At 70.0% G+C, this 14,711-nt stretch carries 15 protein-coding genes; 4 read left to right on the top strand and 11 right to left on the bottom strand.

Going from position 1 to position 14,711, the window contains the following annotated elements:
* Window positions 1-37: 37 nt before the first annotated feature.
* Both gatA and gatC read right to left on the bottom strand, forming a co-directional pair.
* Window positions 38-1,531, bottom strand: coding sequence for an Asp-tRNA(Asn)/Glu-tRNA(Gln) amidotransferase subunit GatA (gene gatA / locus ABZW96_RS29030; protein ID WP_355078800.1), 1,494 nt, complete (start codon window positions 1,529-1,531; stop codon window positions 38-40).
* Window positions 1,528-1,827 (bottom strand): Asp-tRNA(Asn)/Glu-tRNA(Gln) amidotransferase subunit GatC, encoded by a 300-nt coding sequence (gene gatC / locus ABZW96_RS29025; protein ID WP_067797657.1) that lies wholly within the window; start codon window positions 1,825-1,827, stop codon window positions 1,528-1,530. The genes gatA and gatC overlap by 4 nt, the downstream gene beginning before the upstream one ends.
* A 315-nt stretch (window positions 1,828-2,142) precedes the next feature.
* On the opposite strand from gatC, the gene ABZW96_RS29020 reads away from it, so the two are divergent.
* Window positions 2,143-2,793 carry an amino acid-binding protein gene (locus ABZW96_RS29020; protein WP_355078799.1) on the top strand — a complete coding sequence of 217 codons (651 nt, stop codon included), beginning with the start codon at window positions 2,143-2,145 and terminating at the stop codon, window positions 2,791-2,793.
* Between the two features lie 41 nt (window positions 2,794-2,834).
* Here ABZW96_RS29020 and ABZW96_RS29015 read toward each other — a convergent pair whose 3' ends face one another.
* Genes ABZW96_RS29015 through ABZW96_RS29005 form a run of 3 tightly spaced genes read right to left on the bottom strand, consistent with a single transcriptional unit; the run spans window position 2,835 to window position 4,997 of the window.
* Window positions 2,835-3,368: a GNAT family N-acetyltransferase gene (locus ABZW96_RS29015; protein ID WP_355078798.1), complete on the bottom strand. Its 534-nt coding sequence runs from the start codon at window positions 3,366-3,368 to the stop codon at window positions 2,835-2,837.
* A gap of 41 nt (window positions 3,369-3,409) precedes the next feature.
* Window positions 3,410-3,733 carry a hypothetical protein gene (locus tag ABZW96_RS29010; RefSeq protein WP_355078797.1) on the bottom strand — a complete coding sequence of 108 codons (324 nt, stop codon included), beginning with the start codon at window positions 3,731-3,733 and terminating at the stop codon, window positions 3,410-3,412.
* A gap of 19 nt (window positions 3,734-3,752) precedes the next feature.
* The gene (locus tag ABZW96_RS29005; RefSeq protein WP_355078796.1) at window positions 3,753-4,997 is read right to left on the bottom strand and encodes an ATP-binding protein; all 1,245 of its coding nucleotides are present in this window, start codon (window positions 4,995-4,997) and stop codon (window positions 3,753-3,755) included.
* A gap of 223 nt (window positions 4,998-5,220) precedes the next feature.
* Between ABZW96_RS29005 and ABZW96_RS29000 the strand changes: the two genes are divergently transcribed.
* Window positions 5,221-5,769 (top strand): Uma2 family endonuclease, encoded by a 549-nt coding sequence (locus tag ABZW96_RS29000; RefSeq protein WP_355078795.1) that lies wholly within the window; start codon window positions 5,221-5,223, stop codon window positions 5,767-5,769.
* Window positions 5,770-5,878: 109 nt separating this feature from the next.
* On the top strand, window positions 5,879-6,232 hold the full coding sequence (locus ABZW96_RS28995; protein WP_157170886.1) for a hypothetical protein: 354 nt from the start codon (window positions 5,879-5,881) through the stop codon (window positions 6,230-6,232).
* Here the strand turns inward: ABZW96_RS28995 and ABZW96_RS28990 are convergent.
* The 6 genes from ABZW96_RS28990 to ABZW96_RS28965 form a co-directional block, all read right to left on the bottom strand.
* The gene (locus ABZW96_RS28990) at window positions 6,219-7,265 is read right to left on the bottom strand and encodes an S-adenosylmethionine:tRNA ribosyltransferase-isomerase (protein ID WP_355078794.1); all 1,047 of its coding nucleotides are present in this window, start codon (window positions 7,263-7,265) and stop codon (window positions 6,219-6,221) included. The genes ABZW96_RS28995 and ABZW96_RS28990 overlap by 14 nt on opposite strands.
* Window positions 7,262-7,957: an SDR family NAD(P)-dependent oxidoreductase gene (locus ABZW96_RS28985; protein ID WP_355078793.1), complete on the bottom strand. Its 696-nt coding sequence runs from the start codon at window positions 7,955-7,957 to the stop codon at window positions 7,262-7,264. Before ABZW96_RS28985 ends, ABZW96_RS28990 begins: the two co-directional genes overlap by 4 nt.
* Before the next feature lie 68 nt (window positions 7,958-8,025).
* Entirely contained in the window at window positions 8,026-10,140 is a 2,115-nt protein-coding gene (gene ligA / locus ABZW96_RS28980; protein WP_355078792.1) for an NAD-dependent DNA ligase LigA, read from the bottom strand.
* A gap of 360 nt (window positions 10,141-10,500) precedes the next feature.
* On the bottom strand, window positions 10,501-11,619 hold the full coding sequence (locus ABZW96_RS28975; RefSeq protein ID WP_355078791.1) for a methionine synthase: 1,119 nt from the start codon (window positions 11,617-11,619) through the stop codon (window positions 10,501-10,503).
* A 72-nt stretch (window positions 11,620-11,691) separates the two neighbouring features.
* Entirely contained in the window at window positions 11,692-12,807 is a 1,116-nt protein-coding gene (gene mnmA / locus ABZW96_RS28970) for a tRNA 2-thiouridine(34) synthase MnmA (RefSeq protein ID WP_355078790.1), read from the bottom strand.
* A complete protein-coding gene (locus ABZW96_RS28965) occupies window positions 12,807-14,036 on the bottom strand; it encodes a cysteine desulfurase family protein (RefSeq protein ID WP_355078789.1) in 1,230 nt (409 codons plus the stop codon). Before ABZW96_RS28965 ends, mnmA begins: the two co-directional genes overlap by 1 nt.
* A gap of 261 nt (window positions 14,037-14,297) precedes the next feature.
* On the opposite strand from ABZW96_RS28965, the gene ABZW96_RS28960 reads away from it, so the two are divergent.
* On the top strand, window positions 14,298-14,636 hold the full coding sequence (locus ABZW96_RS28960) for a hypothetical protein (protein ID WP_355078788.1): 339 nt from the start codon (window positions 14,298-14,300) through the stop codon (window positions 14,634-14,636).
* Window positions 14,637-14,711 lie beyond the last annotated feature (75 nt).

Here is a 14,711-nt window from a genome sequence, read left to right as displayed (position 1 = left end):
CGGGTGCGGTGAGCCGAGCGGCTCGGGGTGCGAAATATCAGGCGACGGGACCGCGGGCCGCCTCGTAGGCCGCGCCCACCCGGTAGAGGCGATCGTCGGCGAGGGCGGGGGCCATGATCTGGAGGCCGACGGGCATGCCGTCGTCCTTGCTCAGCCCGGAGGGGACCGACATGGCGGGGTGACCGGCCAGGTTGGTCGGGAGGGTGCACAGGTCCGACAGGTACATGGCCAGCGGATCGTCGACCTTCTCGCCCAGCTTCCACGGCGTGAACGGGCTGGTCGGCGAGACGAGCACGTCGACCTGCTCGTAGGCCTTGTCGAAGTCGCGGGCGATCAGCGTGCGCACCTTCAGCGCCTGGCCGTAGTAGGCGTCGTAGTAGCCCGCCGACAGCGCGTAGGTGCCGATCATGATGCGCCGCTTGACCTCGGGGCCGAACCCGGCCGCGCGCGTGGCCGCCATGACCTGCTCGGCGCTGTGCTGACCGTCGTCGGCGACGCGCAGGCCGTAGCGCATCGCGTCGAACCGCGCGAGGTTCGACGACACCTCCGACGGCATCACCAAGTAGTAGGACGACAGCGCGTATTCGAAATGCGGGCAGGACACTTCGATCACTTCGGCGCCGAGATCCTTCAGCACCGCCACAGCGGCGTCGAAGGAGGCGAGCACGCCGGGCTGGTAGCTGTCGGAGTGCAGTTCCTTCACCACGCCGATCTTGATGCCGCGCAGATCGCCCTGCGCCCCGGCGCGCGCGGCGGCCACCACCGGCGGCACCGGCACGTCGCGCGAGGTGGAGTCGCGCGGGTCGTATCCGGCGATCACCTCGTGCAGCAGCGCCGTGTCCAGCACCGTTCGACCGCACGGACCGCCCTGGTCCAGCGACGACGCGCACGCGACCAGGCCGAAGCGCGACACCGTGCCATAGGTGGGCTTGGTGCCGACGGTGGCGGTGACGGCCGCGGGCTGGCGGATCGATCCGCCGGTGTCGGTGCCGATGGCCAGCGGGGCCTGGTGCGAGGCCAGCGCCGCCGCGGAGCCGCCGCCCGAACCGCCCGGGATGCGGGTGGTGTCCCACGGGTTGCGGGTGGGACCGTAGGCGGAGTTCTCGGTGGAGGAGCCCATGGCGAACTCGTCCATGTTGGTCTTGCCGAGGATCGGGATCCCCGCCGCGCGCAACCGCGTGGTGAGGGTCGCGTCGTACGGCGACACCCAACCCTCGAGGATCTTCGACGCACAGGTGGTGGGCATGTCCGTGGTGGTGAACACGTCCTTGAGCGCCAACGGAACTCCGGCCAGCGGCGAGGCGGGCTCGGCGCCGGAGGCGATCGCGGCGTCCACCGCGGCCGCGGCCTCTAGCGCCTGCTCTCCCGCGACGTGCAGGAAGGCGTGGTACTCGCCGTCGACCGCGGCGATCCGGTCCAGGTGCGCCTGGGTGACCTCGACCGAGGACAGCTCGCGGCCGTGGATCTTGTCGGCAAGCTCGGCCGCCGACAGCGTCGTCAAGACGGAATCGTGATGCGATGCTGCGCTCATTCGCCCTCCCCCAGAATCTGCGGCACCATGAACCGCTGCTCGTCCACGGCGGGCGCGCCCGACAGCGCCTCCCGCGGGGTCAGGCCCGGCACCACCTCGTCGGGACGGGTCACATTGGTCGCCGGGTTCGGCGACGCCGTAGCCGGGACGTCGGCGGCGGCTACCTCGGAAATGGTCCGCACGTGGCTCAGGATCGAATCCAGCTGTCCGGCGAACTGATCCAGTTCCGCGTCGGACAGCGCGAGCCGGGACAGCCGGGCGAGGTGTGCGACCTCGTCGCGGGAGATGGCGGGCACCGCGGGACCCCTTTCGGCTTCGTTATCAACAGTGCTCAACCCACACAGCCTAGCCACCGGGGACCGGGTCACCACCCGGCACCCGGGCTTCGTCGGCGCGGCGGAGGAACCATCGCCCAGCAGGCCCCCGGCAACCCCCTCCGGCGCGCGACACGGCCGCTCGGACTAGCCCGACACGCCGGTTTCGCGCGAATTCATCGAGTGGCGCGCGTCACTCGCCGGTCTTCGACTCGATAACCGGCCGTAAGGGGTGTAAGTATTGCGTCACCCGGGTATCCGTTCAGAGCCTCGGCCGCCCTAAGAAAGGAAACGCACGTGTCGTATCTGCTCCGCGTGCAACTTCCGGATCGACCGGGAAGCCTCGGTGCGCTCGCCCTCGCACTCGGCTCCGTCGGTGCCGACATCCTCTCGCTGGACGTGGTCGAGCGCGGCGCGGGCTACGCCGTCGACGATCTGGTCGTCGAGGTGCCCTCCGGCGCACTCCCCGACACCCTCATCACCGCCGCCGAATCGATCGGCGACGTGCACGTGGACTCGATCCGCCCGTACTCCGGCGTGCTCGACACCCATCGCGAGCTCGAGCTCATCGATCACGTGGCCAGCGCTCGCGACGACCGGATGCAGGTGCTGGTGGACGGTGTGCCGCGGGTGCTGCGGGTCGGCTGGAGCACGATCATCGACATCGGGCCGCACGGCGCCTACCGGGTGGTCGGCAGCCCGAGTGCGCCACAGACACAAGCGGGTTCGGCACCGTGGATGCCGCTGGAGAAGCCGACGGTGCTCGACCCCGAAGCCGACTGGGTGCCCGAGATCTGGCGGGACATGGACACCAAACTCGCCGCCGCTCCGCTCGGCAACACCGGCAAGGTGCTGCTGCTCGGCAGGCCGGGCGGCCCCGACTTCCGGCCCTCCGAGGTGGCCCGGCTCGGCTACCTCGCCGGGATAGTCGCCACCGTCCTCGGCTGATTCACAAGCGGCGCAGCGGATTCCGCGCCGCGGACGACTACCTAGGCGGAATCGCCAGAAGGGCCGAGCGGTAGCCGGAGCACATGCAGCAGCTCCCCCGCGGGAGTACGCCAGTCCCGGCTCGGTACGGGGAGGAAGCCGAAGCGATCGTATATCCGCCGGGCGTCGACCATGGCGGCCATGGTGGTGAGGGCGACCGCCGCGCAACCTTCCGCGCGGGCGAGATCGAGCACGCTGCGCACCAGTGCCGTCCCGGCGCCGAGTCCGCGCGCGGTCTTCGCGACGGCGAGCATGCGGAACTCGAGTTCACCAGGCAGCGCGATCTCCGCGTACGGATTACCCGCGGGTGCGACCGTCAGCGAGCCGACGATCCGGCCCGCGTGCGTGGCGACCAGGACCCGGGCCGAGGCGGCGCGGCGGGCGGTGTCGGCCAGCTCGCCCGCGTACCAGCTGCCCGCTTCCACGTAGCTTTCGCCGACGTAGACCTCCACCGTCAACTCGCCGATCGTCGCGTACTCCTCGGGCCGCGCCGCCCGGACGACGACACCCGCGTCCCGCTCATCCATATCCGGCATGATGCCATCGACCATAGTGTGGGCTACGGCACGGCGACCGCTCAGCCGGGACGAGAAATCTGCCAGCGGTCGGGCTTGCCCGCCGGATACACGACGGTGAGCAGGTCGCCGATCGACGGCCAGGAACTCGTGTCCCAGGCGAAACGGCCGTACACGACCTTGCCGGAGACGGAAGGACCGCTCAGATTCCCGGTGATGGTCACGTACTGTTCGCCCGTCGCGTCGGGGCGCGGGCTCACACCGGTGACGTACAGCGTCCCCTCCTCCGGGTTCGCCGGGCGGTAGCCCCGCTTGCCGCGGATGGTGAACACGATCAGCGACACCAGCACCGCGGTCAGGGTTACCAGCGCGACGAACTCCAACATGCCCCCATGCTAAGTCGCGTCACACCGGCGTGAGCTCGCTGGCGCCCTGAGCCGTGCGCCGGACCTGCCAGACCGATGTGCGGGTGCGTTGCGATCGTCCGTTGCCCCGATCGATCAGCGTCCGATTGTTCGTGGTGAAGATCAACTGCGCCCCGCGCGCATTCGTCTCCGGATTCTGGAACAGCTGGATCAACCGATCGGTCTCCTCCGCGGGCAGGCACGCGCCGATGTCGTCGACGGCGAGTACACGGCCCTCGTCCAGCGCGTCGAGCATGGCGGGCAGGACCCGCAGCAACGACAGCGTTGCGGAGGATTCGTCGCCGATGCCGAACGGGGCGTCGATGCCGTCGTGCACCAGGCTCAGGCCGACACCGCGCCGGGCCACCATGCGCGTGTACAAGGCGTCGCGCGCGGCCTTCAGATTGGTCAGCTCACGTTCGAGCAGCACCGGGGTCAGGCCGTTGTCGCGAAGCAACTGGTCGGCGTGGCCGGGCGAGGAGGCGCACAAATCGATCTGCTTGCCCAGACCGGCGATGTCGGCGTCCAGATCACGCAGGTAGTCGGCGTACAACGGGTCGTGTTCGGCGACGAGCAGGTCGGTGATGCCCAACTCGGCCGTGCGCAGCAGCATCAGCAGCCGCGCCGCGTTGTCCGGGGATCGGGAGATGTGACTGCCCAGCCGATGGGCGATGGCGTCGGGTTCAGCGGGACCGCGCTGCACTTCGAGCATGGAATCGAACCAGCGGTAGGCGGGCACGAGCGCGTCGGAATACATCTGACCGGCGAGGCTGAGCAGCAACGCGTTCGGGCGGACCAGCGGAGCCAGGGCGGTGATCCCGTAGCGCGCGGCCTCGAACATCGGGCCGATCTTGATCTGTTCCCCGTTGCGCTCGAACACGATTCGCTTGCGCGAGCGCGGATGGGTGTGCAGCCATTCCGCCGTCACGTCGGCGTTGTCCAGCCGGAACCCGTAGGTATACGGCACGCCCTCGGCGACGAACGCCGCCACGAACTCCGAAGGCCGGTCCGGGAATCCGAGGTGCGGCGCCCGCACCGGGCCCGCGTACGGGTCCCACCCGGTCACCGAGTGCAACACCGCGTCGCGCATCTGCCCGAGCGCATCGATCAGGTTCGTCTTGCCCGCAGCGGCGCCGCCGTGCACGGCGGTCACCGGCACCGCCACCGGCCCGCTTCCTCTGGTGAGCCGCAACTCCTGCTCGTCGGCCAGCGATCTGTGATTGGTCACCTGAAAACTGCGCAGCATGCCGCCATACTTCCGTCTGTGGCATGGGTGGGCGACATCAGGCCGGTAGCGTCCGCGATCCGCGCCTGATCTTGCCCCACGTCGGCGACACGCGCACCGAGCCCACACACGGTTCGCCGGAGGTTCGAACGTCCGCCCTCTCTTTGTTCGATCACGAGCATTACCTGGGCGAACAGGTCTGCGACCGATGGCTGCGCGATCGGCGGCACGGTACCCTGATCGCATGACCGAGGCTTCGATCGCCTACCGCTGGACGCGCAGCGAGTTCCTGCGCGCGTGGGAGGCGGGCGCGTTCGACCATCGTGTCGAACTCGTCGAGGGGGAGGTATGGCCGGTGGTTATCGGGTCGTGGCACGGCCGAGCGGTGTTTCGCATCGCGCGGGAGCTTCCGACCAAGGGGGTCGAGGTGACCAGCGAGACGCTGCCCACCGCCCAGTCGCTACCCGATCCCGACTGCTGGGTACTGCGGGCAGACGCGGATCAGGTCGATTTGATCGGTTCGAAAATCGCTGTGTGGGATCCGGCTGATGTGCTCCTGGTCATCGAAATCTCCGACGAAACGGTGATGCAAGACCTCGGAGTCAAAGCGAAACTGTATGGCCGCGCCGGGTATTCGACCTACTGGGTAGTCACGAGAACCGTGATCTACGAGCACACCGAACCGATACCCACGGGTTACCGGACTCGCAAAGAGTACCGGCCCGGCGACCACATCCCGGTCCGCTATGCGGACACCACCATCGCCGTCGACAACCTGCTGTTTCCGGAGTAGCTCGACAGCAGTCGCCAGGACAGCAGGCGTGATAGCGGGTTAGCATGCCTGCACGCTGCGGTCTTGCCGCGGCGTACTGCCGAAGTTGTTCGATGGGATGAGGGTAACGATGGGATCGACGGTTCGTCGCGTAGTGGTCGGAGGCTCCGCCGTCGCCGCGCTCGCGCTGGGCTCGCTGACCGTGGCGCCGGAGGCGGTGGCGGACGCGCCGTGTCCGGAGGGCACCGCACGCGTGTTCCTGGCCAACAGCACGAACACCTGCCAGGGCGGAGGGACGGTCAGCTACGACCCGCCCGGCGTGGTGTCGAAGGTGTGCTCGACGGCGAGCGCCGACGTGTCCGCCGAGGCGACGTTCAAGAATCGCCGCGGCAAGATCATCACCCAGAAGCTCGACCTGAGCGACGGCCGTTGCGGGCGATTCGACATCGCGGGCCAGCTGGGCGCCACGGTCACGGTCCACTGAGCGGGCCACGCCCGAACAGCAGAGCGCTGTCGCCGAACTCGTGCCACAGGTAGCCGGTGTCCACGGCGGCGGCATACGCGGCGGCGACGGTTTCCTCCCCCGCCACTGCTACCAGGAGATCCAGGTGTGACGCGCCGGGCGCGTGCCAACCGGTGATCAGACCATCCACCACACGAGCCGGTCGCCGTGCGCCGAGCACCAGGTCGGTCCACCCGCGCGACGCGTGGACGAGTCCCGCCGGGTCGGCGGCGGTCTCCAACGCCCGCGTCACCGTCGTGCCCACCGCGACAACCCGCCCACCGGCGGCTTTCGTGTCGTTCACCAGCCGCGCCGTCGAGGCGGCAACGGCGAACCGTTCCGGGCTCGGCGGTTCCCCGGCCTCGGGCGAGGAGACGCCGGTATGCAGGGTGATCGGCGCGAGAGCAACCCCTGCGGTGATCAGATCCAACACCACACGCTCGGTGAACGGCCGTGCCGCGCTCGGCATTTCCGCGCTGCCCGGCACCCTGCCGAAGACCGTCGTGTAATAGGCCGCCGACCACCGCTGCCGCACATAGGCATACGTGATGGGGCGGCCGTGTGCGGCGAGCAACCCGAACACGTCGCCGGTGACGTCCGCACTCCAGAGACGACGTCCGCCGGGAAGCCAGGGCGCCCGCAGTGTGGCCGTCGCACCCGGCAATCGCAACACGGTCCCGGCCGAGAGCCCCTCGGACGGATAGGGAGTGCGTTCGGTGGTCCGGACCTCGACCACCCAGCGGCCGTCGTCCAGCCAGGTGGAGAAATGCAGCACGACCGGCTCGCCGTCCATCGTGGCGTCGACCGCCGACGACATGGTCGCCGAGTTGTTCACCACCAGAAGGTCGCCCGGGCGCAGGCGGTCGGGCAGCTCTCGGAATCGGGCGTGCGTCAGACCGTCCTCGACGACGAGCAAACGGACCTCGTCGCGCGCCATCCCTCTCGCCTCGGGCGGGAGGGTGGCGTTGCGATCGGGGGACAGATCGAAGAACGGCAGTTCGGTCCGCACCGTCATGACGCCCGCCCGGCCACGAAATCCGCGGCGGCATAACGCCCGCTCTTCGGCTTCTCGGCGAGCAACCGCAGCAGCGCGGGCACTACTGTCGCGGGCTCGGGCCGGTCGGAGATGTCGACGCCGGGAAACGCGGCCTGATGCATCTCGGTACGCATGTCGCCGGGATCGAACGCGTAGATGGACAGGCCCGGATGTTCCGCACCGAGGATCGCCGTGAGCTGATCGAGCGCTGCCTTCGACGAACCGTATCCACCCCACGTGGGATACGGCTCAACCGCGGCGTCGGAGCTGATGTTCACCACAACGCCGTCCGGCCGCAGCAGCGGCAGCACGATGCGCAGAATCGCCAGTGGCGCGACCACATTCGTGCGCAAGACGCGCTCGAACTCGTCGAGTGGATAGTCCGCGAGGCCCAGCAACGGACTCGGCCCGAGACGGCTGGCGTTGTTCACCACCAGGGCGAGTTCCCCCGCACCGCGCGCGGCGTCCGCCAACCTGGCGCGATCCGCCGGATCCGTGACGTCGCCGGGGACCGCCTGGAACGACGGCCCGAGTTCGGCGGCCACCCGCGTCAACCGGTCGGCACGACGCCCGGTCCCCAGCACCCGCCACCCTTGTTCGATCAGCGCCCGCGCGAGCGCAGCGCCGAATCCTGCCGATGCGCCGGTGATCAGTGCGGTAGGACTAGACATGATGACCTCCTGGTAGTCGCCTACCAGTCGATCCTCATACCTCAACGTATCTTCAGGTCAAGCGCCGATCACTCCTCGGCTTCGGCGTCCTCCGCGGCCGTCTCCGGCGTGACCGCCTCGGGACCACCGGCCAGCAGCCGCTGGAACCCCTCCTCGTCGAGAATCGGCACACCGAGTTCCTCCGCTTTGGCGGCCTTGGACCCCGGCGCGTCACCGATCACCACGAACGCGGTCTTCTTCGAAACCGAACTGGCCGCCTTGCCGCCGCGCACCAGGATCGCCTCCTTGGCGCCGTCGCGGGTGAAGCCTTGCAGCGAACCGGTCACCACGATGGACAGACCCTCCAAGTTGCGCTCGATGGATTCGTCCCGCTCGTCTTCCATCCGCACACCCGCGGCCCGCCACTTCGCCACCACGGCGCGGTGCCAGTCGACGGTGAACCACTCCGCCACCGCGGCCGCGATGGTAGGGCCCACGCCGTCGGCGGCGGCCAATTCCTCGACCGACGCCGCCTCGACGCGGTCCAAGCTGCCGAACTCGGCGGCGAGCGCCCGCGCCGCGGTGGGGCCGACGTGCCGGATGGACAGGCCGACCAGCACCCGCCACAGCGGCCGGTTCTTGACCGCGGCCAGGTTCTCCAGCAGCCGCTTGCCGTTGGCGGAGAGGCTGCCGTTCTTGTTGGCGTAGAGGGACGTGGTGAGCAGCGTCGCCTCGTCCAAGTCGAACAAGTCGCCCTCGTCGGTGATGGCGCCGGACTTCAGCAGATCGATCGCGCCTTCGTAACCGAGGGCCTCGATGTCGAAAGCGCCGCGGCCTGCCACGTGGTAGACGCGCTCGCGCAATTGGGCCGGGCAGAACTGCTGGTTCGGGCAGCGGATGTCGGCGTCGCCCTCCTTCTCGGGGCGCAGTTCGGTGCCGCATTCGGGACAGTGCGTCGGCATGACGAACTCGCGCGCGTCTTCGGGGCGCGCGTCCACCACCGGCCCCAGCACCTCGGGGATCACGTCACCCGCCTTGCGGATGGTGACCGTGTCGCCGATCAGCACGCCTTTGCGCTTGACCTCGGCCGCGTTGTGCAAGGTGGCCATCGCGACCGTCGACCCCGCGACCGACACCGGCTCCATCACCGCGAACGGCGTCACCCGCCCGGTGCGGCCGACGTTCACCTGGATGTTCAGCAGCTTGGTCGTCGCCTCCTCGGGCGGGTACTTGTAGGCGATCGCCCAGCGCGGAGCCCGCGAGGTGGAGCCGAGGCGGCGTTGCAGCGCGGTCTCGTCGACCTTGATCACCTGGCCGTCGATCTCGTGCTCGATGTCGTGCCGGTGCTCGCCCCAATACGCGACCCGCTCGATCACCGCGTCGATGCCCTGCACCCGTCTGGTGTGCTCGGACACCGGCAGGCCCCACGCGGCGAGCGCGCGGTACGCCTCGTATTGCGAGGTCGGCGTGTAGCCCTCGATCCGGCCGAAGCCGTGACAGATCATGCGCAGCCTGCGCCGCGCGGTGACCGACGGATCCTTCTGCCGCAGCGAACCGGCCGCGGTGTTGCGCGGGTTGGCGTAGGGCGGCTTGCCCTCGGCCACGATGGCGGCGTTGAGCGTCTCGAAATCCTCCAGCCGGAAGTACACCTCGCCGCGGACCTCCAGTAGTCGCGGGATCGGGAACTCGTCGCTGGGGTTCAGCTCGCCGGGGATGTCATCGATGGTGCGCGCGTTGAGCGTCACGTCTTCACCCGTGCGTCCGTCGCCTCGGGTGGCGCCACGGACCAGCCTGCCGTTCTCGTAGACCAGGTTCAGCGCGACGCCGTCGATCTTGACCTCGCACAGATAGTGCAGGTCCGGCCCGGTCTCCGCCTCCACCCGGGCGGCCCAGGCGCGTAGTTCGTCGACGTCGAACACGTTGTCCAGCGACAGCATCCGCTCGAGGTGGTCGACGGCGGTGAAATCGGTCGCGAACCCACCGCCGACCAGCTGGGTCGGCGAGTCCGGCGTGCGCAGGTCCGGATGCTCGTCCTCCATGGCCTGCAACCGCCGCAACAGCGCGTCGAACTCGCCGTCGGAGATGATCGGCGCGTCCCGGACGTAGTAGCGGAACTGATGCTCACGCACCTCGTCCGCGAGTTGCTGCCAGTCCACCCGCTGCTCTGGCGTCGCCGGGGCCGCCGCGCTCTCGCTGTCACTCACCCATCGCACATTAGCGGAGGCCACCGACAGGGAGCCGCCGTGTTCGCGCACGTCGCCGCCCTGGCGGACACGAATTCCGGCCGGTCCGTTTCTCGGCGCGAGCACCGGCGTTCCGGCGGCCTTGCCCCCAGCTCGCCGTTGCGGCGCCCACACCACGGCGTGATGCCCGCGCCGGTGATTTGGAAGCCTTGTGCCGCTCTGAACGACCGGGCGTTCCGGGGGCTGCACCATGCGCAGCGTAGTTCTCTCTCGGCGCTGACGATCCCATGAGCGGGGCTCCCCCCGACTGCCCACAACCGAGCTGGTTCTGGCGCGAAGGCGGTCGGTCCGGGCGGGGATTCGCGTTCTCACACGACGACGTCAGGAGAACGAAAGCTCCTCCGGCTCTTCGGCATACGCGCGCGCGACGTCCGCGGCCAAGCGCAGCGCTCGTCTGCTCCACTCCAGCGGCGCGCCCGCCAGTCCGCATGCCGGGCTGACCGCGACCCGCTCCGCCAGCGTGCGGCGGCCGAAGCCGAGCCGATCGATCAGCCGCACGCCCGGTTCGGCGAAGGTACGCCAGGTGACCGTCGTGGCCGGCGCCTCGGTGGGGACGACACCGAGCACCAGCTGCTTGCCCGCTTCCATGGCCTCCCCGATCTCGTCGAGTTGCCCGGTGCCGATGATGCTCAGATCGAACCCGATCCCCGCGGCGGCGCTACGGCGCAGCGCACCGAGCGCGGGCGGCTCGGCGCAACTGTGCACCAGCACCGGCGCGGACTGTGCGGTGATCACCGCGTCCAGCACGGCCAGCGCTTCCGGTTCGGGCAACGCGCGCACGGTGTTCAGCACGCTCACCCCGCGCAGGGAGCCGTCCAGCACGGCGGTCAGCGACGGTTCGTCCAGCTGCACGACGACCTGCGCGCCGAGCCGCTTGCGCACCTCCGCCACGTGCTGCGCCAGCCCCTCGGCCAGGGACTCCGAGAGGTCGCGCACCGCGCCGGCGTCGGTGAGCACGCGATGACCGCCGGGCAACTCGACCTGCGCGGCCAGCGTCAGCGGGCCCGCCGACTGCACCTTCACCGTCCGGCCGCGACCGGACAGGCCTGCGTTCTCCCACGCTTCCTCGAGCGCGTCCAGATCGGTCCGCAGCAGGTCATGGGCGCGTCGCGAGACCGAACCCGGGCGCGGCGCCAGTCGATAGCCCCTGGAGGTGGTGTCGAAACGCAGATCGACCAGCAACGCGGAGGCGCGGCCGACCAGGTCCGCGCCCGCGCCCCGACCGGGCAGCTCCACCAGGTGCGGTAACTCACCGAGTTCGCCGACGATGGTCGCTGCGGCCTCGCGCGGGTCGGTGCCCGGCCAAGAGCCGACGCCGGTGGCGACGCCGCCTCGCAAGCGCACCGGCTCGGCGGTCACGTCCGGCCCGCCATCTCGCGTCACGTCATCCGTGCCGGTCTCGTACACCGTTGCCGCACTCCATCCGATCGATTCCGCCATTACGGGACCCGCCGTTCTCGACGGTCACAGCCCAGTTTTCCGCACCGGACGACACCGGAGGATGGTGCGGGATCACCGCGCCGCCTCGGCCCCCGTTTCACTCGTGACAGGCTCTTGCGCGGTGGCGGAGATGGTCCCGCTGCCGATCACCTCGTCACCCGCGGGATCCGGACGGTAGACGACCACGGCTTGGCCGCGCGCGACGCCGGTCAGCGGCTCGCGCAGCCGCACGAGCAGTCCGTCGCCCACCGCCTCGGCCACCGCGGGCGCGGTGCCGCCGTGCGCGCGCACCTGCGCCACGCACTCGATCGGGCCCGCGGGCGCGGAGCCGGACGTCCAGATCGCGCGCTCCGCCTCGATCGTCCAGACCTGCAAGTCCTCGGCCGACCCCACGCGGACCGTGCCGGACTCGGGATCGATGCCGGTGACGTACCGCGGCTTGCCGTCGGCGGCGGGACCCGGCAACCCCAGACCCTTGCGCTGGCCGATGGTGAATCCGTGCACGCCCTCGTGCCGCGCGAGCTCCCGGCCGTCGGCGTCGACGACCGCACCGGGCCGGATGCCGATCTTCGCGCCAAGGAAGGCGCGCGTATCGCCGGAGGGGATGAAGCAGATGTCGTGGCTGTCGGGCTTGTTCGCGACGGCGAGCCCGCGCTCGGCGGCCTCGGCGCGGATCTGCGGCTTGGGGGTGTCGCCCACCGGGAACATCGCGCGCGAGAGCTGCTGCGCGGTCAGCACAGCCAGCACATAGGACTGGTCCTTGTCTGCGTCGACGGCGCGCCGCAGCACACCGTCCTCGAGCCGCGCGTAGTGCCCGGTGACCACGGCGTCGAAGCCGAGCGCCACCGCGCGGTCGGCCAGAGCGGAGAACTTGATCTTCTCGTTGCAGCGCAGGCACGGGTTCGGCGTCTCGCCCGCCGCGTAGGCCGCGACGAAGTCGTCGATGACGTCTTCCTTGAAGCGGTCGGCGAAATCCCAGACGTAGAACGGGATGCCGAGCACGTCGGCGGCGCGCCGGGCGTCACCGGCGTCCTCCTTCGAGCAGCAACCGCGCGATCCGGTGCGCAGCGTGCCCGGTGTCGCCGACAGCGCCAGATGCACCCCGACCACCTCGTGACCGGCGTCGACGGCACGCGCCGCCGCCACGGCCGAATCCACACCACCGCTCATCGCGGCGAGTACCCGCATCAAACACCTCCTTTCGCACCGGCCAGGCCCGCGGCCTTGGCCCGCTCCACCACTTGCGGCAAGACTTTCAGTACTGCGTCGACGTCGGCACGCGTCGAGGTGTGCCCCAGCGAGAAGCGCAGCGATCCGCGCGCCTGCCAGGGTTCGACACCCATCGCGATCAGCACGTGACTGGGCGTGGCGACGCCCGCGGTGCACGCCGAACCGGTCGAGCATTCGATCCCCGCCGCGTCCAGCAGCATCAGTAGCGAATCCCCTTCGCAGCCGGGAAAAGTGACGTGCGCGTTGCCGGGTAGCCGTCGTTCGCCGGCCGGACCGTTGAGCACCGCGTCGGGCGCCGTCGCGCGGATGCCGTCGATCAACGCGTCCCGCAACGCGACCAGCTCGGCGGTCCGGGCGTGTAGTTCGATCGAAGTCTGGCGCAGCGCGGCGGCCAGCCCGATCGCGGCCGCCGTGTCCGAGGTGCCCGACCGCAGGTCGCGCTCGTGCCCGCCGCCGTGCAGCAGCGGCACGCACGGCACCTGCCTGCCGAGCAGTAGCACCCCGATACCGTGCGGGCCGCCGACCTTGTGCCCGGCGAAGCTGGCCGCGGACAGGCCGCTCGCGGCGAAGTCGATGGGCAGCTGCGCCGCCGCCTGCACCGCGTCGCTGTGCATCGGCACGCCGAATTCGGCTGCGACGGAGGCGAGTTCGACGATCGGCTGGATCGTGCCGACCTCGTTGTTCGCCCACATGACGGTGACCAGCGCGACCTCGTCGGGATGGGCGGCGAGCGCGGCGCGCAGCGCTCCGGCCGCGACCACGCCCTCGGCGTCGACCGGCAGCCAGGTGACTTCCGCGCCCTCGTGCCGCTCCAGCCACTCCACCGCGTCGATCACCGCGTGGTGCTCGACCGAGCTGGCGATGATCCGGTTCCGGCGCGGATCGGCGTCGCGGCGCGCCCAGAAGATGCCCTTCACCGCCAGGTTGTCGCTCTCGGTGCCGCCGGAGGTGAAGATGACCTCCGAGGGCCGGGCGCCCAGGTCGGCCGCGATCGACTCGCGCGCCTCCTCCAGCAGCCGACGGGCGGCGCGCCCGGAGCCGTGCAACGAGGACGCGTTGCCCGTGCTGCGCAAGGCAGCCGTCATCGCCTCGATGGCCGCGGGCAGCATCGGTGTGGTGGCCGCGTGATCGAGGTAGACCGTCTGGGGCGCAGCACCGTTGACCGGACCCGAAAAAGCCGACTTCATGACCAGTTAAGGATAGCCGTCACCCTCCGCCGGTTATTCCCCCCTGCTCGCCCGCTCGCGCGGGGTCCGTTCACGGACCCGGTTCAGGCTTGAACGCCCTGCGACCGGCGGAATCTCAGGGTTTTCACCTATTGAATGTACCGCTATTTAGCGGTACGTTATTCAGCGTGTTGATCGCCGATCCGTTCCGTCCGGGAGTGGATCCGGGGCCGAAACGCCGAGCGGTCGACGCCCGGACGAATCGATAGTGAGGAAGTTCCGATGGACCATCACACCCATGGACGCACGCGACGCGTGCTGGCACGCGCCGCGGCCGCGTCCGCACTCGCCCTGATGCCGGTCGCCGCCGTCGCGGTGCCCGCGCTCGCCGACCCGATCGTGCTCGAGCAGGCCGACCAGCTCGATGCGACCCACGGCCGCCACGGCCACGACGACTGGAATCGCGGCAGGCACAACGACTGGGACCGCGGCCGCAACGACGACTGGTTCCGCGGACGCAACGACGACTGGTTCCGCGGCCGCGACCGCCACGACGACTGGGATCACGGCAGGCCCGGCTGGGACAACAGGTGGCGGCCGCCGACGGGAAGCGGCTTCTGAGTTCTTCCACGATTCACGGGGCGAGCCGACATCGGCTCGCCCCGTACGTCGACCCGGACGCCCGATGTCGACGGT

Source organism: Nocardia sp. NPDC004168, from assembly GCF_040610355.1.
Lineage (GTDB): Bacteria > Actinomycetota > Actinomycetes > Mycobacteriales > Mycobacteriaceae > Nocardia > Nocardia sichangensis.
The sequence above is the reverse complement of the archived record's forward strand: the minus strand, read 5'-3'. Positions and strand labels throughout refer to the sequence as shown.